Raw genomic sequence first — 20,330 nt, 5'->3', positions numbered from 1 at the left:
TCCATCCGGTAGACTATTTCTTTTTGGTCTATTGAGTTACATGTTTTGTTACACCTTTTGAGTGTAGCTGGAACTAATGTGGCTATTGTTCGTGTTTTGTAATGAAATTATTATTAAATTCTTTTTATTTCAGTTAATTACACAATTTCGCACATTTATTTTTATTGATAGTTTTGTGACTTGTGGTGCATTTTGTGCAAGTTAGAGTGACAAAAAGACGTTTGTGATCAAATTTTCACATCAAAAATAAACTCTAAAAGCGAAATGCTACTTCTATCACGTTAAATTGGGTTACCAATATTTAAACTCATCAACATGAATTGAGTATTGGTTAAGCAGAGTCGGGGGCTGTTTAACCATAAATTTTATTAGTTTCTTTAAAAGTAAACCGATTAATTAACGACTTCACGGGTAAATAAAAATGAAAAGGAAATTTCTTTCACTTTCTCTTGTTGCTGCGGCGGTAAGTAGTGTTTGTGCACCTGCAGTGGCGGCTGATGCCACTCATTTAGATGGTTTTAAATTTTCAGGCTACGGCCGAGCCGTTGTAGGTGTGACAGAAGATCAACTTGTTAGTAAAGAGGCAGAGCGTGCACATAATGGCGTCAATATTATCCAAACTGCGGGTAATCCATATAAACCGACAGGCAAACTGGGCAATCAAGGCAGTCAAGCTGAGCTTCATCTAGATTATGGGGTGAGCCAAAACGACATGAATTGGGTCACACATGTCAATTTGTTTACCGGTGCAAGTGATTACAATGACCCTTCAAAGCCGCCATCAAATTATGTATATCTTGATGAGTGGTGGGTCCATGGTACAGGTATTTTTGACTCTAACCCTAATGCCGCGGTTTGGATGGGTAAACGTTACTATGGACGTTACGAAGCGTCACTGAACACATACCAACATGTTAACCAAGATGGCATCGGAGGTGGTGTCGACAACTATGATGTCGGTTTCGGTATGTTGGACCTCGGGGCTGTAAAAGATGGCTTCGGTGGCACCACACACGAGTTTTGTGAAAAAGACACGGCAGGTCAATGTAAGTCTGATTCAGTCCAAGGTTACAGCGGTGGAAACGTTTCATTTCATGCGAAATTGCACAGTATGCCAATTACTGACAACGTGAAAAGTGATGTGTTTGTGAACTACGGCCGCTACTTTGGTTCTGATTCTGATATGAAGTCTCATATTTCAGGTGGAGAGTATTCTCGCTCAGCGCGTGAAGATAATCCTGATTCATACCAAGTGGGTTTCTCGGTTAAACAAGGAGAGTGGGCTGATTTTAATCGACTTCTTGTTCGTTACAGTAGCAAAACAAGTACTTCAATGACGCAATCTTGGCTACATCGACCTAGTTACCAAGTGGGTGGCTTCTTTGATGGTATGCAAGAGATTACTGATTCGATTCGTTTAGAGTACTTGGTTTCTCATGAGACGGCGTCTTATGGGGATGATGTCCAAGATCTTGCGATTAACTGGGATCTACCTTACGACAAAACTACGTGGAATCAAGCCGTGGTTCGAGGTACTTACAAATGGAATAACAAGTTTTCTACCAAACTAGAAATGGCTTACGACCAAATGGACTTTGAAGTGAATTCATTGGGCAGCCTTAGCGGTACGGATGGTAGCAACTCTTCTGCAAAAGTGACGCTCGCCCAGGATATTCATTTAGGCAGCGGTTACTGGGACCGTCCAACAATTCGTTTATTTGTAACTTACGGTCAGCTTGATACAAATACTTTGGCATTTCAAAGCTATGACAATGGTTACAGCGACTGGCAAGCTGGTTACAACCCGTACATTACCGAATTAGGTAAGAAGAATGCGACAACTTTTGGTCTGATGTTTGAAACCTGGTGGTAATTCTCCTGAGTGGCAACCGTTTTAGGTTGCCATCACCTCTTTCTTTTTAGGATTTTAACGATGAATACAAATAAAACGAAAATAGCGGTGTTGCTATCAACGGTTTTAATTGCTGGATACGGTTGTAAGTCAACGCCAACGTCTGATGTCAGCAACGGTGACAATAGTGCAGCAGTCGTAGCTGCCTTCCCTGATTTTGAGTCGGATAGTTTCTTCAATTCTGTTAAAGCAGAACATGCAAAAACGAACGTTTCCAACGAAGCCGGCGTGACGGCTGGCAGCAAGGCGTTACACATTGACTTTGATGCGGTATCGGATGCGAACAAGTATAAATACTGGCCCAATGTTAAGTTTTTCCCTTCATCTGGTGAGTGGAACTGGAATTCAAAAGGCAGTTTAAAAGTAGATGTTACGAATCCGCTAGATACTCCAGCTAATGTGATTTTTAAGCTGGTTGATAATGTCGGTCAAATGGGGGCTGAAACGAATCAGCTGAATTATGCGGTTAATATCGCCCCGGGTGAAACTCGAACGATTGAAATGCTGTTTAACGGTGGCGTCCGTAAGCTAGAGGGATATTGGAATGGTGATAACCTCAATCTAAGAAAGCTCGCTGAACTTCAAGTTTTTGTGCAAGGTCCAGCTGATGCTCAGAGTATTATTTTGGATAATCTTGAGCTAGTGAATGCAACCGGTGATTTTGTTGCAGCTGAAGAAAAAGTGGTGGAAGCAGGTCCTGTACCAACGGTCGCGGCGATTACTAGTTTTGAAGACGGTGAAGAGACATTTGTCAGCGCAGAGCGCAGTAGTGCGACTCAGACTCGTATTATTGATACGGCAGACGGTAAGGGGCTCGAGGTCAAATTCTCCGCCAGCAACGCCTATCCAAATGTTACATTTATGCCAGCAACGCCTTGGGATTGGTCTGATAAAGGTGATTTCAATCTAGCATTTGATATTGAAAACCCAACAGATGAGCCGGTTCAAATGTTTGTGCGTGTCGACCAGGCGGAAAACGCAAACTGGGGTGGTACAGCAGATGGTGTAACTGACAGTATGTCAAGCTATATGACGGTCCTACCGGGTAAGAAATCGACGTATTATATGACGCTTCGAGAACTAGAAGGCAGTATGGTTTCTGGTATGCGAAGTGAACCACCAAAGCTATCTTATGATGCACAAGCCATCAGTTACGGGTGGGGAGAAACAGGTCTAGACGTATCTAATATCGATAATGTTCAGCTGTACCTTCAAAACCCCACAAAGGATGCGAAAATCGTTGTCGATTCAATTCGATTGGTGCCAAATCTAGATGCGGATACGTCGCGCTATACAAATATTGTTGACCAGTACGGTCAGTTTACCGGCGATGATTGGGAAGAAAAAATCCACTCAGATGAAGAACTAAAAAAGGCTGGTCAAGAAGCTCTAGCCCAACTGGGTAACGTTGAACCAATGGCTGATCGCTGTAAATTTGGTGGCTGGAAAGATGGTCCTCGCTTGGAAGCAACAGGATTTTTCCGTACTGAAAAAGTGGATGGGAAATGGACGATGGTTGATCCGGAGGGCTGTATGTTCTTCATGACCGGACTTGATAACGTTCGAATGGATGACACGGTGACCATTACTGGTGTCGACTACGCAGACATCAAAACGAAAGAAGGTCGTGAAGTGACTTCTGAGCTAAGAAACTCGATGTTTGAATGGTTACCAGAGGATAACGATCCACTTGCTGTTAACTATGATTATGCGGGATATGTACACTCTGGCGCTCTAAAAAAAGGGGAAGTGTTCAGCTTCTATCGTGCGAACTTGATGCGTAAGTATGATACCGACCAGGAACAAGCGATGAAGATCTGGAAAGATGTAACGCTTGATCGCATGGTCGATTGGGGCTTCACCACATTGGGCAACTGGATTGACCCAATGTACTTTGGGTCAGAGCGAGTGGCGTATGAAGCGCACGGTTGGATCTTTGGCGACCATAAACGAATCAGTACAGGTAACGATTACTGGGGACCGATTCATGACCCATTTGACCCTGAGTTTAAAAATAGTGCCCGAGACATGGCTAATGAGGTCGCCTCTCGAGTAAAAAATGATGATCAATGGCTAGTCGGTGTCTTTGTTGATAACGAAATTAGCTGGGGTAATGTCATGAACGAAGCAAACCATTACGGTTTGATTGTTAATGCGTTGGCTTACGATACAAAAGAAAGTCCAGCGAAAAAAGCATTCGCAGATCATTTAAAAGCAAAGTACAAAACCATCGCAAAGCTCAATTCAGCATGGGGTAGTAATGTTGCCTCTTGGGATGCCTTTGACCAGTCTTTTGACCATCGTTCAGCGTTGACTGCAGGAATGAAAGCTGATTATTCAGACATGCTGCAAATGTTATCTGAGCAATACTTTTCGGTCGTTCGTAGTGAAGTCAAGCGTGTATTACCTAATCACCTCTACCTCGGCGCTCGCTTTGCTGATTGGGGCGTGACGCCAGAGATAGCTCGTGGTGCTGCAAAGTACGTGGATGTGATGAGTTATAACTTGTACGCCAATGATTTAAATGACGGCAAAAAAGCACACTGGAAAAAATTGCTTCCAGAGTTAGACAAACCAAGTGTGATTGGTGAGTTCCACTTTGGTGCAACTGATACTGGTTTGTTCCACGGTGGCATCGTGTCGGTTTCTAATCAAAAAGAGCGGGCTGAAATGTACACTAAGTACATGGATAGCATAGTAAATGACCCGTATTTTGTTGGTGCACATTGGTTCCAGTACTTAGACTCCCCAGCAAGCGGTCGGGCTTGGGATGGCGAAAATTACAACGTTGGTTTTGTGACGATTGCCGATGAGCCCTATGTTGAGCTTATCGACGCAGCGAAGCAGTTCAATGCGGATCTTTATAACAAGAGATTCGGGAAGTAACGTGCAATTAGGTCGGTGGTGGATAAGTCATCGACCCTTTTTATAAAGGATGATAACAATGAACATATTTAAGGTTAGTCTGCTAGCTTCTCTAATTGGGCTATCGAGCAGTGCGTTTGCTGCTGAAACAATCGTGGAATCATTTTCAGGTGAAAACATGGTAGTCGGTGCTACCGTCGACAGTGATTCAGTCGTTACTAATATTGTGTCTGATAGCTATTCAAGCGATGGCGATGACCGTTCATGGCAAATTAGTTTCACTTCATCGTATCAAGGTAACACCATTTGGGGTGAATGGGATTGGAGTAACGAAGAAACGTTTAAAATCGACGTCCTAAACGATACAGGTTCAGAGCAACAGGTCACGATCAAGCTGATTGCGATGAATACGGATTGGACTGATAGCTATAACTTATATGGGGGGGCAACGTTAGCGTCGAGTGATCAAGCGCAAACTGTCGAGATCGATCTTAATTCAGCGACTGCAGGGGAGAATTTCTCTAAAACTGGCGTTGGTGGCATCCAAGTTATGTTAGGTACGGACCCAGGAAGTACTGTTGATGTTTATTTTGACAATATTCGAGTTGATGACGGTAAAGACGAGCCTGTTGAACCGGCACCTGAAGAAGTCGTCGTTGAATCTTTTGCCGAATACACGATTGGCGACATCGTAGATAGTGGTGCGCCGTCTCCGAGTAACCTAGTTTCTGGTGATTATTCAACGGATGGAGATGGCCAGTCTTGGCACATAGTTTTTGATGATGCGTTACAAGGCACAACGCTTTGGGGGGATTGGAGTTGGAGTGACCAAGATACTTTTAAAGTCGATGCGATTAATACGTCTGATCAAGCGCTTAATGTTACCGTTAAATTGATTTCAAAAGACACCGACTGGACAGAAAGCTATAACCTTTATGGCTATGGTACGCTCGCTACTGGCACAGATATTCAAACCATCGATATTGATTTGAATAGCGATTCGGCAGGGCCTGATTTTACTAAGGCCGCTGTTGGTGGTATCCAATTAATGTTGACTGATGCTCCGGCAAGTGAGGTGTCAATTTACTTTGATAATATTCGTGTCGCTGAACTTGAAGACGGGACAATACCACCGAATCCAGGCAATCCTGATCCTGATTACCCAGAGATTATCGGTGAAGGAGGAAGCTTTGGTAGCTTTGGTTTACTGATTGTGTCTGCTCTAGCATTATTGCGCCGCAGAAAATAAGTAATACGGAGACAGTCATTCGACTGTCTCCCCTTCGCACGATAGTTCACAAGTCAATCTAGCATTGGCATCTTAAATCGCATTTTTTCAGAAGTAATAAAAATAAGCGGTGCGTTACATGAACGTAAATTACTATAAAAATAGATTAGTGATAGTGCTAATCATTATTTTATTCCCATTCAATTTATATGCGGAAATAAAAACACCGATGGTCTTTCCTGGGAGAGATACTCTTATTTTGGAGCTAGTCGAACTCGCATTACAAAAAAACTCTGCATCACAAAATATTAGCCATGCAACGGAATATTTATCGGATGCAAGACTGGTCGAAGAGGTGCGTAATGGAAATATCGACTTAATATGGGCCGGTGCTTCTCAAGATTTACAAAATCAGTTGCAAGCCATTAAAATACCTATCTTTAAGGGCCTTGCAGGGTATCGAACCTTTGTGATTGAAAAAAATAGTCAGTATAAATTTTCAGATGTGAATAACTTAAATGACTTAAGAAGAATGAAAGCTGGGTTAGGACGATTCTGGTCAGATACTAAGATTCTTGAGGATGCAAATATAGAGGTTATTAAACCAGTTAAGGCGGAAAGTCTTTTCCATATGGTTGAAGGAGCTCGCTTTGATTACCTGCCTCTTGGTGTTCATGAATCACATGGTGTTGTTCGTGACCAGTATGAACTAGAGCTAACAGTTGAAAAGAATATTCTTCTGGTTTACCCATCTGCGATGTACTTTTATGTATCTAAACAGAATGACGAACTATATAATAAACTTAATGATGGATTGGAAATAGCAATAAAAGACGGAAGCTTTGATGAGGTTTTTTATAATTCAGAGTTAATTAAAAATACGTTTAAATCTAGTGGTATCACAGAGCGTACAGTAATTAATATAGATAACCCATACTTACCGAAAGATGCGCCTATTAATAGAAAAGAACTCTGGCTAGATATTAACCATTAAAGTAAGGTCGAGAAAATGAATAATAGTTTAAGTAAAACGCTCTCAATTTTCCTTATTGTGGTTGGCTTGATTGGGATATTAATTGGTGGCGGTGCCAGTTATTTTACAGTGAAAGACCGGCTAGAGACAGCGTACGCTCAGGATCTAGAATCAACCATTGGTTTAGCTGATGCTGCATTGGTAGAAGCGATTTTTGCATATGATTTTGAACAAGCTCAAACCATTACAGAGGCATTGATTAATTCCGAAATTTTACGTTCTGTGGTGGTGGTAGATCAAAGAGGCAAAGCGATAGCAAACTCCGGAACACCACTAAATAGCCTCGCCTATACTGAACATGCGGTTGTTCGTGGTGATACGACAATTGGGACCATTACTTTTCAGTTTGATCCAGCCGTTATTGGTACCAACATGAAAAATGAAATGTTCTTGATGATGTTTGGTATTGTGTTGGTGCTTGTGTTGGTCATTATCAGCGTGTATTTTTTCATGCGTTCCCTGATCATTCGACCGATCGACGATGTCACGACGTCACTCTATCGTCTATCGACTGGGGATGCTGACTTGTCGCAGCGTATTGCTATTAAGAGTGATAATGAAATTGGTCGATTGACAAAAAACTTCAACCACCTGATGGACAATCTGATGGATATGATAGGGGGAGTGGCGAACATTAGCATGCATATTGGTAATATTTCGAACTCGCTGACAGCTGTGGCCAAGCAGTCACAAGATGACGCTCAAGCACAGCAAACATCAATGCAGACGGCGGCGACATCACTTGAAGAAGTGAGTGTCACGGCAGAAGATGTGTATCGTAACGCTGAAGCGACCCTAGCGAAGACACAAGAGGCTATTGACTGTGTTGAAGAGGGCGGGCGCTTAGTGGATCAGAACGGAACACTCGCGACAAGCCTTTCAGACCAGATCAGTGAAACGTCACAACGAATTGATGCTTTGATTCAGTCTTCGTCTGATATTGGCTCGGTGGTCGAAGTAATCTTAAGTATTGCAGAGCAAACCAACTTATTAGCGTTGAACGCGGCGATTGAAGCTGCGAGAGCGGGCGACCAAGGGCGTGGTTTTGCGGTCGTGGCCGACGAAGTGAGAGCATTGGCGCAGAAAACCCAGAACTCAACCACAGAGATCGAAACCATCGTATCGAGCTTGCAGTCTAACGCCAAGCGTGCGGCGGAATCCATGAGTGTCAGCCTAGTATCATCACACGAGGTGACGGCTGCGGCGATGACGTTGTCAACGAATTTACAGAAAATATCGGCGGACATCGAGGCAATCAATAGCATGAACTCCGAAGTGGCGGTAGCGACCAAGCAACAAAGCGAAGTGACGAAAACTATTGCAATCAATATTGACGATTTGAATCAATTGTCTTCGTCTTTGTCGGGCAGTGCGGCAGATGTAAACATCAAAGTGGTAGAGCTTCAAGGTGTGAACCACAACCTAACCAGTAATATTGGTCGCTTTAATGTGTAATATTGTGGATTGATCATGTTCCTTTCATTAAGTGGCGCTTCGCGCCACTTTTTTCGTTTCTTCATCGCTTCACGGATTGGCCCACAACCTGTCATCAATGGAATCTGCTGCACTTCACGATATCGTGTAATACGTAGCAATATGAGAACGGAATTTGGTGCGTTTAAGGTTTAATTTGTTGATGTCATTTCAGGCAGGGTGTATGTCAGCTAAAAAGGGAAACCGAAGAAATAACGTTACGAAGAAATAATGTTATTGATAAAAAAGCCCCTCGATAGAGTGAGGGGCAAAGGCTCTAAAGGCTAGTGAACAACCTATACTCTAAAAGGAATTAAACTTGATATTGCGCAAACTTTTCCCAGTCGAACTCGACACCGATACCTGGAGCATCAGATGCAACAGCGCGGTGGTTGTCAACGACTAGTGGACGTTTGGTATATTCATCAATAGGGAAACTGTGTACTTCTAACCATCCGCTATCAAAGGCTGAGACTAAGCTGACGTGAAGCTCTTGCATGCCATGAGTACATACTGGAATACCATGTTTTGTCGCCAAATTAGCAGCTTGAAGCCAACCCGTGATTCCGCCACAATTAGACGCATCAGGTTGAACAAAACCAAGTTGCGCTTGATCCATTGCATAACCGAACTCATGAATGGTGTGAAGGTTTTCACCCATAGCGAGTGGAATGGATGTGTTATTAGCAATTTCTGCATAACCAAGATAGTTATCAGGAATGGTCGGTTCTTCGAACCACGTGATGTCGTATTGCTCAACGGCTTTAGATAGCTTTATCGCTTGCTCTACGGATAACGAATAATTGGCGTCAATCATGAATGTCACGTCTGGGCCGATAAATTCACGAACGGCCTTGATACGGTCGATATCTTCTTGCATGTTCTCACGGCCAATCTTTATCTTGACGGCGTTAAAGCCATTTTCAAGGTAGCCTTTAATATTGTTTAGCAGTTTTTCTAGTGGGAACTGAAGATCGATACCACCACAATAAGCTAAGCAAGTATTATTTTTGCCGCCAGCCATTTTCCAAAGAGGTTGGTTTTCACGTTTACCTTTCAAATCCCAAAGGGCAATATCCACACATGACATCGCAAAACTTGAGATACCACCGCGACCCACATAGTGAATGTGCCATTCCATAAAATCGTAGATTTCATCAATTTTTGATGCGTCTTTACCTAATATTGCGGGTTGGATATCGTGTTCCAACATGGCTTTGATAGAGAATCCACCTTTGCCCCCAGTATAGGTGTAACCGGTCCCCTGACTACCATCTTCAAGTGTCACGGTCGTCGTGATCAATTCAAAGTGGTCATGATCGCCATGTTTGGCATCAGAGAGAATCTCTGCTAAAGGGATCTTAAATAACTTTGTTTCAATATTCTTAATTGTGGTATTCATAATGATCTCAATCTCATATTTTCGCCTAAGCGACAGACTTAACAACTTCGCGAATCAATCGGCCAATTTCAGCCCAGTTGCCTTCGTTAATCAGTTTTTTGTCAACCATCCAAGTACCACCGCAAGCAAGTACGGCTGGCAACGCAAGGTAATCATGAACATTATTTGGGTTAATACCCCCCGTAGGCATCACTTTAATCTGTTGATAAGGACCAAGTAAAGATTTGAGCATGTTCAATCCACCGGATGCTTCTGCTGGAAAAAACTTCAAGGTTGTGACGCCTAACTCTATTGCTTGTTCAACCAAAGATGGGTTGTTCACTCCAGGAATGATATCTATATCGTGTCTTAAACAAGCATTGACCGTATTTGGATTCAATCCTGGTGAAACGATAAAATCAGCGCCTGCTTTTTTTGCCGCAATTATTTGATTTTCGTTCAGGATGGTGCCTGCACCAATCAACATGTCTGGGTAAGCATGGCGAAGTAGTCGGACAGCCTCTTCTGCAGCATCTGATCGGAAGGTAATTTCTGCAACAGGTAAGCCATTAGCGACAAGCTGTTCACCCAGAGGCAAAATATCTTCTGCACGATCAATAGCGATAACGGGAATGACTTTATAAAGCGCTAATTGATTATTCAATAGTGACATAATAATTCCTTAAGATTAATTGCCTACCATGCGAGATTTTACTTGCGCAAGGGTTGGTAGTGGAGCAACTGCGCCATAACCAGTGATGGTAATTGAGGCAGTGGCATTCGCGTGAGCTAGGCAATCTTTTAGACTAAGTCCGTTAACGTAGTGGGTGCAAAATGAACCGGCAAAAGAGTCGCCGGCTGCAGTCGCGTCGACCGGTATTACTTTATGTGGCTTGATATGATGGCGAGTATGTTCATTTGCAACGGTGGCGCCGTCACCACCTTGCTTAAGTACTACGACTTTAGCGCCAAGCTTAAGGTAGTGGTCTATGATGTCGTTGGGTTGCTCTAGCCCCGTAAGCAGTTGAGCTTCGTCTACGCTGGGAAAGCAGATATCGACGTTTGAAATCGTTTCTTCAATAATGGCTTTCGCTCGTTTTAGAGACCAAAGCTTTAGACGCAAGTTGGTGTCAAAAGACACTAACGTATCATTAGCATTAGCAGTGTCGATAGCATGAAATACCGCATCACAGCTAGTCGCACTGATTGCTTGAGTGATGGCTGTTGTGTGCAGTAACTTTGCATGACGAATTGCATCAATTGGTAAACGTGCTGGTGTAATTAGTGAAGCGGCAGAGTTTTTTCTCATAAAAGAGAAGTGATGCCCATTTTTATCATGGGTAATAAAGTAGACGCCGGTATGAGCATCGGCGTTAGATTTAACTTGGCTGTAGCAGACTTGTTCCTGCTCCCACAAATCTAAAAAACGTTTGCCAAACTCATCATCCCCGAGATGAGTCAACATTCCGACGTTTGCACCTTGCCTTGCGGCCGCAATGGCGAAATTAGAGGCATCACCACCAAAGCCACTTAAAAAATCACCTTCTCCGCTCTTCGCGTCTTTTAGTTGGCTAAACTCAAACATTGGTTCACCAAAGCTTAAGATTTCTGGATATTTTGGACTAATATCTTGCATTTTAATACTCGTAAATTGATTTTAGGTTGAAGATAAAAGGTAAAATACCCATATCCACTAAAATTGGTTGAACTTGCATGTATATTAAAGGTCGATGCTTTTGTGGTCAACCAATTGATGAGGTGTTTTAAAGTCAAAGATCACACTTTTGTTATTTGTATGTCAATTAGCTTTTGGCTTTGTTTTATAAGGCTTTGGTTGTTTATTTCTACTGTTTTATAACTTAAAACTGTTAACCTAATCACTTGTTGCTGGCTAAATTGGTTATCCAATGTCTTGTATTGGTTTTGTGTTTGTGTCTATAATTGGCTCAACACGGCAGGATTAAGCCGATTTTCAATATAATGGTCAATCAATCGGGCTTGGAATATGACATCAACAGACAGAATTTTGGACGCTAAATACTCGTCACAAACAGATTATGATAGAGCAGCACTACACACGGATATTGTGCACCTTGGTTTTGGAGCATTCCATCGAGGTCATCAGGCGGTTTATAACGACCTTACAAACCAGGCAACAGGTAAGTTGTGGGGGATTTGTGAAATTAACCTATTTGGTCCAGAGGACCTAATTCGCAATCTTCAACAGCAAAATGGGCAGTTTACGGTTATTGAGAAGTCTGCAAGCGATACCCATAGCCGGTTGATTAGAACGATCTCGGAGTCAATTCATACTCCTGTTGATGGTATTGAACGAGCGATAGCAAAAATGACTGAAGCTCAGATCAAAATCGTGTCTTTGACGATAACAGAAAAAGGGTACTGCACCGATCCTCAATCTGGCCGCTTGGATTTGAGCAACGAATTGATTCAGCATGACTTAGCCAATCCACGCTCACCGATATCTGCAATTGGTTGTATTACCGAAGCATTACGTCAGCGTCGTAACCTCGGATTAACACCATTCAGTGTGCTGTCGTGTGACAACATTCCAGAGAATGGCTTACTGACAAAAGATGCGGTGCTGTCGTTTGCAAAAGCTCTGGATCCTTTGCTCGCTCACTGGATCGAAGAGCATGTGACTTTCCCTAGCACAATGGTTGACCGAATTGTGCCAGCGATGACTGAAGATCAATTTGATGTCATTGAACAGGAAACCGGTTATAGAGATCCATGTGGCATTGTGTGTGAAGATTTCAGGCAGTGGGTCGTTGAAGATAACTTTGTCGCTGGTCGTCCTGACTGGGACCTTGCTGGTGCCATGTTTGTTGGTGATGTTTTGCCTTATGAAGAGATGAAGCTTCGAATGCTAAACGGCAGCCACTCATTCCTTGCCTATAACGGTAGCTTAGTTGGACATGAGTATATTTATCAATGTATGCAAGATGTGGCGTTGAAAAAAGCGACGCTTCGTTTGATGACTCAAGAGCAAGCTAAATCGCTACAGGAAGGGCTTGAAGTCAACCTTGAAAATTACGCGAACCTTCTGATTCATCGTTTTAGTAATACCAATATAAAACACAAAACGGGTCAAATCGCGATGGATGGTTCTCAAAAGCTACCTCAGCGCTCAATTGACCCATTTATGACACTGCAGCGTCGCGGTGTCGAGAGTGTTTGTTTACCGGTTGCTATCGCTGGGTGGATGCATTACACCCTCAACCAAGTGGCCAACGGTGACACAATTTTTGACCCACTTGAGCCCATCTATAAAGAGATCGCTTTAGCCGATGTCACTTCTGTAGAAAAGGCTAATGCATTGCTTTCAATTGAAAAAATCTTCGGTACACATAAGTTAGATAACCCAGAATTTTACAATCAAGTGATTGCGGCGTTTACGTCTATCGAATCTAAAGGAATCAGTGCCGTCATTGATTCTATTGCCAAGAATTAAGGAAACCAACTATGAAAACACTCATTTGCCATGAGCCAAACAGCATTGAATATATTGAACGTGATATTCCATCAATTCTAGATAACCAAGTACTGCTTAAAATTAATTCTGTCGGTATTTGTGGAACGGATATCCATGCTTATGCGGGTAGACAGCCTTTTTTCTCATACCCACGAGTATTGGGGCATGAAATTTGTGGAACCGCTGAAAAAACAGGTGAAGCCTGTCAGTCTGCTATGACAGGTAAGCGATATTCAGTGATCCCTTGTGTTCCTTGTGGAACGTGCTCTGCATGTCATGAGAATAAAACAAATTGCTGTGAGAACGTGTCACTTTACGGCGTTCATCGCGACGGTGGTTTTTCTGAATACTTGGCAGTTTATGAAGATAACTTAGTTGAGTTACCAGAGAATGTCAGTAACTCCGAAGGTGCCCTTGTTGAGTGTTTTGCGATCAGTGCCCATGCGGTACGTCGTGCAGATATCAACGCTCGCAATAATGTTGTCGTCGTTGGCGCTGGTCCAATTGGTTTGGCGGCAGCCGCGATTGCAAAAGCGGAAGGGGCTAACGTGGTCGTGGTTGATGTTGATGCGGGACGACGTGAACAAGTTGCTACAAAGCTCGGTGTTCAAGCTCTAAACCCATTGCTTGATGATTACGTTAGTAATCTAAAGAAAGCGTTTGGCGGAGAACTTGCGTGTGTATTGATGGATGCGACTGGTAATAAAGGTTCTATGTCTCGCAGTGTTGATTTGATTCGTCATGGCGGAAAAATTGTTTTCATCGGCCTTTATATCGGTGACTTGGTTTTAGATGATCCAACATTCCACAAAAAAGAAACCACACTATTGAGTAGCCGAAATGCAACTCGTATCGATTTTGAGCGTGTCATTGAATTAATGGCTTCGGGTGCGATTTCTCAAGATATTATGAAAAACCAAGATTATGACTTCTACACCTTTGGCAATAGTTACAAACAGGATGTCGTAGAAAATAAAGAGTTAGTCAAAGGTGTGATCAATTTTTAAGAGGAAGTGGTATGTCAACGGTTAATGTAAATTCAGAAGAACTCAAATCGCTTGCTCTTAATAAACTACTAGGCGCAGGATTGGATGATAAAACAGCAAAAGAAGTAACCGATGTGTTGGTCCATGCTGATATTACCGGTGTTCATTCGCATGGTGTGATGCGTGTCGAGCATTATTGTCAACGACTTGAGGCTGGTGGTCTAAATCCTAACGCGAACTTTACCATCGAACAGGTATCACCATCTGTAGCAATTTTAGATTCAGATGACGGTATGGGTCATTCGGGGCTGATTGCCGCAACGAATCACGGTATTGAACTTGCGAAAGAAACCGGCCTTGGTTTTGTAAGCGTGAAAAACACGTCACACTGTGGTGCACTTTCTTACTTTATGGAGCAAGCAACGAGTCAAGGAATGATTGCGATCGCAATGACGCAAACGGACACCTGTGTTGCACCTCATGGTGGTGCTGAACGCTTTTTAGGGACTAACCCGATTGCGTTCGGTTTTCCTGTTGAAGGTGGTACACCGATGATCGTAGACATGGCGACCAGTGCAACAGCGTTTGGTAAATTACTGCATGCTAAAGAGACCAACCAGTCAATTGATGAAGGCTTGGCAATCGATGTTGAGGGTAACATCACGACCGATCCTCATAAGGTTGAGAACTTATTGACGTTCGGTGGTCACAAAGGCTCTGGTATTGCGTTAGCAATTGACGCGTTGACTGGTGTATTGATGGGTGGAAACTTCAGCAACCACGTTGTTCGTATGTATGGTGATTACGACAAGATGCGTAAATTGGCGAGTTTGGTTATTGTGATTAACCCTGAAAAATTAGGCAATGCTTTATTTGCCGTGACGATGGCGGCGATGGTGTCAGAATTACGTTCAGTAGCGCCAGTTCCTGGCACTGAGAAAGTATTGGCTCCTAACGATCCACAAGTGGCATATAAAGCAAAATGTGAAGTGGAAGGTATTCCTGTAGCGAAAGGCGTGTATGCGTTCTTAACAAGCTAGACAGAGTAAACATATTAGATAAAAACCGCCCTTTGATTTGATAGTCTCATAGGGTGGTTTTTTTTATGGTTTCTGAGCATTAACTCGTGTTAGATCAGGACTAATAAATAGGTACCAGCTAACAATCATTAGTTGGTGGTGTATAAGCAACCGCTATCTAAGGTTAGTTGTTACTTATTACGAATGACACCTGTTTAGTTGTATTCATCATAGCTTTTGATACTTTGAGCAGATCCTCCCGTAACTGTCATCCATATATTTTCTTCTTATCACAGGGGCGTAGTTGCAGTAGTCTGTGCGTCCTAAATTGTAGCCTTCTTTATAAGCTTCTCGGTTTGCGTTTGACAACGCCTCGATTTGTTCATTGGGAATCGGATAGAGTCCGACAATAGATTGATCGTATCCATACTGTTTCCACGTATCCCCATTAGCTGCCATATCGGGAGACGTTGAACATCCGCTTAGAATCAAAATAGCAAGTATCCATGCTAGTCTCATTGTGTCACTCCTTTTCTATTTTTGACCCATTGCCCAAAAGGTTCGTGGGTGAACCACGAAAAATTCAGGTTATGTTGATCAACAATTTATCTGAGTCTTTAAGGCCACTGCGAAACATTTTTATTGTAGTAAGAGTATTGTTCAAAAAAGGAATATATCAAGTTGTTGATTAATAACGCTTTATGTCTTGATATTGATGCGCCAATACCAATGGTGATGTAGACAAGTCAATCCGATTTATTCAACTGTCACTAAAACAGGAGAACCATTTTCAGCCAATACGGCTGTGATATCGACGGACGGCAGCCGTACGTGCATTAATAATTGTGCATGAATTCAGAGTGTTGATGAGGTACGGAAAAGTTGGTGGATGAGTATTGATGTTTAAGCATGTGAGGTGTCAACTTTTCCGCATACCATTTAATGAGTGGCTTTTGTTGATGTGTTAACAATGATAAGTAAAACGCCCAAGATGTGGATGTCGAATGGATAGTGAGTAATTCGCGTTTGGGTTTTTAACCCGCACCATCAACAAACTTTTCCCTTGATAGGTACGACATTGTTTCTGGCTAAAACTAGCAGAATGAGCCACATTACCGTTGTCACTGCCTAACCAATCTAGGTTTATCATCTGGTCAAGTGTAAAACTTGTATCTTGGTGTGTGATAGGTGCATTATTTTCGTCGACTATTGACACGACAAAATGTTTCACATTAGCGCAGTCGGAAGTCAGGTCTTGTGAAATTATTAATGCATGCGCTTGTTGCGCTGTTGCAATGACATCATTGCATTCACCGTGATTATTTCTTTGACCTCTCGCTTCAATTAATCCAGTGGAAAAAGGCACCGCCCAGCGCATTAATCGATCATTCTGGTCTTTTAAATAACGAACACCATACGAGATGTCGTTAATCCAAAGCTCCACACTAGGACAATTAGAAATAACCTCAACAATGACCCATTCGTCTTCTTCGTAATTCCAATGATGCTCGACGTCGTGCCAAGACCATAAGCGTTGCTCCCATGCTCGGGGATCATCTTCAAAGGCTAAGTAATTTGTTTTGTCGATACTTAAGTGATTGCCTTTAGCACGATAGGTATAGATTTTTGTTATTGGGGTTTCTGTCCACAGAGACTGGAATAAGAAGTAATTCGGTTTTTTAAAACCCGCTGTATCGAGTAATCCGCTGTTGGTTGTTTTTGTTGGCCACTGGTTGTGTGATTCTCCCAGGTAATTGATGCCTGTCCACAGAAAAACCCCGGAGATAAACGGACGTTCAATGACGGCTTTCCATTCGTGCCATTGTGGTAGATTTTCATTACCGATAATGGGAAGGTGAGGGTAATGTTCATGACCATAATCATAAATGATGCGTCGATAACTGTATCCAATCACATCAAGTGCATCAGCATAACCAGAAAGATAGCTGGCTGACGGCAAGATGCAGTTGGCTGTTACTGGGCGATGTGGGTCAAGCGCTTTTACCCATTGAGCAAGTTTTTGAGCGGTTTCACCAATATCATACTGAGGTTTTGGTAGCGTTTTCAGTTGTTGTGCAATTTTAGATGGGGAGTTTGGGGGAAGGTTCCAAAAATAATTACCATCCCATTTCGCATCAAAAAAACCCGTGGCTTGGACATTTCTTGGATACGTCCATTCTATTTCGTTGCCAATGCTCCACATAAATATCGATGGGTGATTATGATGGCAAAGTAATGTATTCCGAAGGTCTTTTTCAGCATCTTCTTGAAAATACTCGTAAGAACCTCGAGAAACAAAATCCGCGTGCTGTTCGCCCATATTTTGACGTTTGTCTTTGGGGTAATCCCATTCGTCGAAAAATTCATCTTGTACCAAAATTCCAAGTTCGTCACAGAGATCCAAAAGAACTGTTGAAGCTGGATTGTGAGCAATCCTAATGGCGTTAACACCACCACACTTTAGGGTGGTTAACCTTCTGTGCCACACTTCCCTAGGCACCGCGGCTCCGACAATGCCCCCATCGTGATGTAGACAAACACCTTGGATTTTCATTGGTCGATGATTGAGAGAAAAGCCGCTATCGGCATCAAAGTGGATGCTTTTGATGCCGCAGCGCTCTTCGGTAATATCAACTAAGGTACCGTCAATGAAGAGTTCGGTCACGACCGTATAATAAAACGGGTCTTCTGTGTCCCAAAGCCTTGGGTTGTTAATGGGTAAAACTAGGTGGAATTTTTCGTTTTTGCTGTCGATTTTAGCATCATGTCGAGAGGTTGAGATAGACGGCCCTTTGTTTGACGCGAGCACTTTAGAAACCAACGTCATGGCTTTTGATTGATGCCGTGTAGAAAAATCGAGGGTGATATCTTGATGAATCTCTGCGTGGTTGGGTTGTACGTTGGGTGTACTAAGTTTGTTTTGCCATAAACCGACGTGAGACTGATCGGTTATGACAAGGTGTACGTCACGGTAAATCCCGGAACCGGTATACCAACGGCTATCGACGTGTCGTGTTCGGTCGACCTTGATTAACAACTCGTTGTCTTTTTCAAGATGTCGGGTGATGTCGATGATAAATGGAGCGTATCCGTAGCGCTGAGTATGGAGGTGAGTACCGTTTAACCATATTTGTGAATGGTTATAGATACCATCAAACATCAGAAAAGCTTTTTGGTGCAGATGAATTGTTGGGTTCGAAAATTGTTTTTTATACCAACCAATGCCGCCGGGAAGATAAGCCGTGGCACCTTCTAAGTCTGGTGAAAAAGGAAAGGTAATACTCCAATCGTGAGGGAGCTGTATGGGTTGCCAATCATCTGCAAAGAAATCGGGCGTGTCCTTCAATAGGAACTGCCATTTATCATTAAATAAAACGTCATTTCTTGGCATTCTAAAAGCCTTATGTCGTATCGTTATTCTCGTTAAACTAACCGTTTACGTGATGAGACTTTGTGTTGATTAAAATAGGGCGACGTATCATCTCTAACGTGCAGAGATGATACGTGGTGAGTTCACGTCCAATTAGTTGCTGTTTTGGAAGGTGCCGATGTCCAGTACTTGTCGCTTGATACGGTATCGACAGATGAAGTTCCAGTTCCAAGATGGGTCATACTTATGGCACAGTCCCCACTCTAAACCCGGTTCGAGCGTCGAGCCTGACTCTTCAGAGCGGAAGATACCCAATGCTTCGGGTGCCCCTTTTATATAGGACATGATTTCGAAGTTTATGCCATCTTTTGCCCATTGAATGGTATTCTTTTCAGGGCCATCTGTTGTGATTAAAGATGCGATACCTCCGTTGTAGTGCCACACCGCCACTTCATGACCACTATTGGATATCGGATTGTACTCAGATTTGATGTATGGACCTAAGATATGGTCAGCAATGGCTACACCATGCTTGATCTCACGACCCCCCATGTTCATTTCTTCGCCCATTGTTTCACCCTTGTAGTAAAGGTAGAACTTATTGTCGAAGAACATTAAACATGGATCGTGGACCTTATGGCTATCAAAGCTGCCTTTTGATTTCACGATAAATCGATTGTCTTCTTCACCACTCCACTCGCCGTCTTTCGAAGGGCTTAAAATAGGTGCCTCGGTTTTGGTCCAAGGTCCAAATGGGCTGTCTGCCCATGCCATTGCGATTTCTTCATATTGGCGGTTGGTGTAAGGCGATCTAACCGTTTGGTAAACAAGGTAGTACCGGCCTTCATGGGCAAGGACTTCCGGTGTAAAGACGGCACGATCATCATATTCGCCGGGTGAGCCGGCTTGAATCGCGGGTCCTTCTTCCTTCCAGGTGATGCCATCTTCTGAGCTGGCATGCCATACCTCGGTAAGATCCCAGGGGAACACTTTAGCGTTGATATCCCCGGTAAACCCGAGTGTTTCACCTTCCCCTTTCGTGTACCAACAATGGTAGGTATTGTCGACTTGAATGACCGCTGTTGGATCTCTTCTAATGACACCGTCTTCGAACTCGAAATCGCCTTTGAGATCGATGACATCGAACTCAACCATCCACTCCGGGCCTTTTTTATCATAACCCAACTCGATCGCGCGACGACTAGCGAGGCTGAGTTTTTTCCCTGAATTGTCCATATCTACCTCTGAGAATAATATTGAATCTGCGGCAAAGGTAAACCAATTTTAAGTTTGGTGCAATATGTAGTAAGTAAGAGAGACAAGTAGCGTGACAAGGCGCACGTAATTTTCACTAACGGACAATAATCGTCACGATAGTCCGCCTTTATTGGTATGTTGGTTGTTGTTAGCCTGATTTTTCGGCATGCATAATGATTATAAGCCACTTCAATTACAATAATAAGAGCGCAAATAAGTACAATAACAGACATATCACGAACAAAAATCGATCAACTGGTTGTCCAATTATAGTGATTTGGTGAGCCATGTGATTGTGATCACTGAAATTCAT

At 42.9% G+C, this 20,330-nt stretch carries 14 protein-coding genes; 8 read left to right on the top strand and 6 right to left on the bottom strand.

Going from position 1 to position 20,330, the window contains the following annotated elements; translation table 11 throughout:
- Positions 1 to 421: 421 nt before the first annotated feature.
- The 5 genes from ACE1OE_RS02150 (at position 422) to ACE1OE_RS02130 (ending at position 8,493) form a co-directional block, all read left to right on the top strand.
- Complete coding sequence (locus ACE1OE_RS02150; RefSeq protein WP_449209945.1) at positions 422 to 1,873, top strand: carbohydrate porin; 1,452 nt, start codon at positions 422 to 424, stop codon at positions 1,871 to 1,873.
- Between the two features lie 60 nt (positions 1,874 to 1,933).
- Positions 1,934 to 4,798 (top strand): beta-galactosidase, encoded by a 2,865-nt coding sequence (locus ACE1OE_RS02145; protein ID WP_449209944.1) that lies wholly within the window; start codon positions 1,934 to 1,936, stop codon positions 4,796 to 4,798.
- A gap of 58 nt (positions 4,799 to 4,856) precedes the next feature.
- The gene (locus tag ACE1OE_RS02140) at positions 4,857 to 6,026 is read left to right on the top strand and encodes a hypothetical protein (RefSeq protein WP_449209943.1); all 1,170 of its coding nucleotides are present in this window, start codon (positions 4,857 to 4,859) and stop codon (positions 6,024 to 6,026) included.
- 118 nt (positions 6,027 to 6,144) lie between these two features.
- Positions 6,145 to 6,999: a diguanylate cyclase gene (locus ACE1OE_RS02135; RefSeq protein WP_449209942.1), complete on the top strand. Its 855-nt coding sequence runs from the start codon at positions 6,145 to 6,147 to the stop codon at positions 6,997 to 6,999.
- A 15-nt stretch (positions 7,000 to 7,014) separates the two neighbouring features.
- A complete protein-coding gene (locus tag ACE1OE_RS02130) occupies positions 7,015 to 8,493 on the top strand; it encodes a methyl-accepting chemotaxis protein (RefSeq protein WP_449209941.1) in 1,479 nt (492 codons plus the stop codon).
- Positions 8,494 to 8,824: 331 nt separating this feature from the next.
- Here ACE1OE_RS02130 and ACE1OE_RS02125 read toward each other — a convergent pair whose 3' ends face one another.
- From ACE1OE_RS02125 to ACE1OE_RS02115, 3 genes are read right to left on the bottom strand one after another with little or no spacing between them, the layout of a single operon-like run.
- Entirely contained in the window at positions 8,825 to 9,913 is a 1,089-nt protein-coding gene (locus tag ACE1OE_RS02125; RefSeq protein ID WP_449209940.1) for a 3,6-anhydro-alpha-L-galactonate cycloisomerase, read from the bottom strand.
- Between the two features lie 25 nt (positions 9,914 to 9,938).
- Positions 9,939 to 10,565 (bottom strand): bifunctional 4-hydroxy-2-oxoglutarate aldolase/2-dehydro-3-deoxy-phosphogluconate aldolase, encoded by a 627-nt coding sequence (locus ACE1OE_RS02120; RefSeq protein ID WP_449209939.1) that lies wholly within the window; start codon positions 10,563 to 10,565, stop codon positions 9,939 to 9,941.
- A 15-nt stretch (positions 10,566 to 10,580) separates the two neighbouring features.
- Positions 10,581 to 11,528, bottom strand: coding sequence for a sugar kinase (locus ACE1OE_RS02115; protein ID WP_449209938.1), 948 nt, complete (start codon positions 11,526 to 11,528; stop codon positions 10,581 to 10,583).
- A 369-nt stretch (positions 11,529 to 11,897) separates the two neighbouring features.
- Between ACE1OE_RS02115 and ACE1OE_RS02110 the strand changes: the two genes are divergently transcribed.
- The 3 genes from ACE1OE_RS02110 to ACE1OE_RS02100 are packed head-to-tail and all read left to right on the top strand — an operon-like array spanning position 11,898 to position 15,411.
- Entirely contained in the window at positions 11,898 to 13,364 is a 1,467-nt protein-coding gene (locus ACE1OE_RS02110; protein WP_449209937.1) for a mannitol dehydrogenase family protein, read from the top strand.
- Between the two features lie 11 nt (positions 13,365 to 13,375).
- The gene (locus ACE1OE_RS02105; RefSeq protein WP_449209936.1) at positions 13,376 to 14,392 is read left to right on the top strand and encodes a zinc-binding alcohol dehydrogenase family protein; all 1,017 of its coding nucleotides are present in this window, start codon (positions 13,376 to 13,378) and stop codon (positions 14,390 to 14,392) included.
- 11 nt (positions 14,393 to 14,403) lie between these two features.
- Entirely contained in the window at positions 14,404 to 15,411 is a 1,008-nt protein-coding gene (locus ACE1OE_RS02100; RefSeq protein WP_449209935.1) for an Ldh family oxidoreductase, read from the top strand.
- Positions 15,412 to 15,618: 207 nt separating this feature from the next.
- On the opposite strand, the gene ACE1OE_RS02095 is transcribed toward ACE1OE_RS02100, so the two are convergent.
- The 3 genes from ACE1OE_RS02095 to ACE1OE_RS02085 all read right to left on the bottom strand — a co-directional run bounded on the left by ACE1OE_RS02095 (position 15,619) and on the right by ACE1OE_RS02085 (position 19,996).
- Positions 15,619 to 15,909 carry a DUF2799 domain-containing protein gene (locus ACE1OE_RS02095; protein ID WP_449209934.1) on the bottom strand — a complete coding sequence of 97 codons (291 nt, stop codon included), beginning with the start codon at positions 15,907 to 15,909 and terminating at the stop codon, positions 15,619 to 15,621.
- Positions 15,910 to 16,354: 445 nt separating this feature from the next.
- Entirely contained in the window at positions 16,355 to 18,781 is a 2,427-nt protein-coding gene (locus ACE1OE_RS02090) for a glycoside hydrolase family 2 TIM barrel-domain containing protein (RefSeq protein WP_449209933.1), read from the bottom strand.
- 132 nt (positions 18,782 to 18,913) lie between these two features.
- A complete protein-coding gene (locus ACE1OE_RS02085; protein ID WP_449209932.1) occupies positions 18,914 to 19,996 on the bottom strand; it encodes a glycoside hydrolase family 117 protein in 1,083 nt (360 codons plus the stop codon).
- Positions 19,997 to 20,330: the final 334 nt, after the last annotated feature.

The sequence above is a fragment of the Vibrio sp. E150_011 genome, assembly GCF_053544015.1.
This window is presented reverse-complemented; position numbering and strand designations above follow the sequence as displayed.

What these genes read in the sequence shown, in the direction of transcription:
- ACE1OE_RS02150 (WP_449209945.1), top strand. Translation starts at nt 422, where the DNA reads ATGAAAAGGAAATTTCTTTCACTTTCTCTTGTTGCTGCGGCGGTAAGT.
- ACE1OE_RS02145 (WP_449209944.1), top strand. Translation starts at nt 1,934, where the DNA reads ATGAATACAAATAAAACGAAAATAGCGGTGTTGCTATCAACGGTTTTA.
- ACE1OE_RS02140 (WP_449209943.1), top strand. Translation starts at nt 4,857, where the DNA reads ATGAACATATTTAAGGTTAGTCTGCTAGCTTCTCTAATTGGGCTATCG.
- ACE1OE_RS02135 (WP_449209942.1), top strand. Translation starts at nt 6,145, where the DNA reads ATGAACGTAAATTACTATAAAAATAGATTAGTGATAGTGCTAATCATT.
- ACE1OE_RS02130 (WP_449209941.1), top strand. Translation starts at nt 7,015, where the DNA reads ATGAATAATAGTTTAAGTAAAACGCTCTCAATTTTCCTTATTGTGGTT.
- ACE1OE_RS02125 (WP_449209940.1), bottom strand. Translation starts at nt 9,913, where the DNA reads ATGAATACCACAATTAAGAATATTGAAACAAAGTTATTTAAGATCCCT.
- ACE1OE_RS02120 (WP_449209939.1), bottom strand. Translation starts at nt 10,565, where the DNA reads ATGTCACTATTGAATAATCAATTAGCGCTTTATAAAGTCATTCCCGTT.
- ACE1OE_RS02115 (WP_449209938.1), bottom strand. Translation starts at nt 11,528, where the DNA reads ATGCAAGATATTAGTCCAAAATATCCAGAAATCTTAAGCTTTGGTGAA.
- ACE1OE_RS02110 (WP_449209937.1), top strand. Translation starts at nt 11,898, where the DNA reads ATGACATCAACAGACAGAATTTTGGACGCTAAATACTCGTCACAAACA.
- ACE1OE_RS02105 (WP_449209936.1), top strand. Translation starts at nt 13,376, where the DNA reads ATGAAAACACTCATTTGCCATGAGCCAAACAGCATTGAATATATTGAA.
- ACE1OE_RS02100 (WP_449209935.1), top strand. Translation starts at nt 14,404, where the DNA reads ATGTCAACGGTTAATGTAAATTCAGAAGAACTCAAATCGCTTGCTCTT.
- ACE1OE_RS02095 (WP_449209934.1), bottom strand. Translation starts at nt 15,909, where the DNA reads ATGAGACTAGCATGGATACTTGCTATTTTGATTCTAAGCGGATGTTCA.
- ACE1OE_RS02090 (WP_449209933.1), bottom strand. Translation starts at nt 18,781, where the DNA reads ATGCCAAGAAATGACGTTTTATTTAATGATAAATGGCAGTTCCTATTG.
- ACE1OE_RS02085 (WP_449209932.1), bottom strand. Translation starts at nt 19,996, where the DNA reads ATGGACAATTCAGGGAAAAAACTCAGCCTCGCTAGTCGTCGCGCGATC.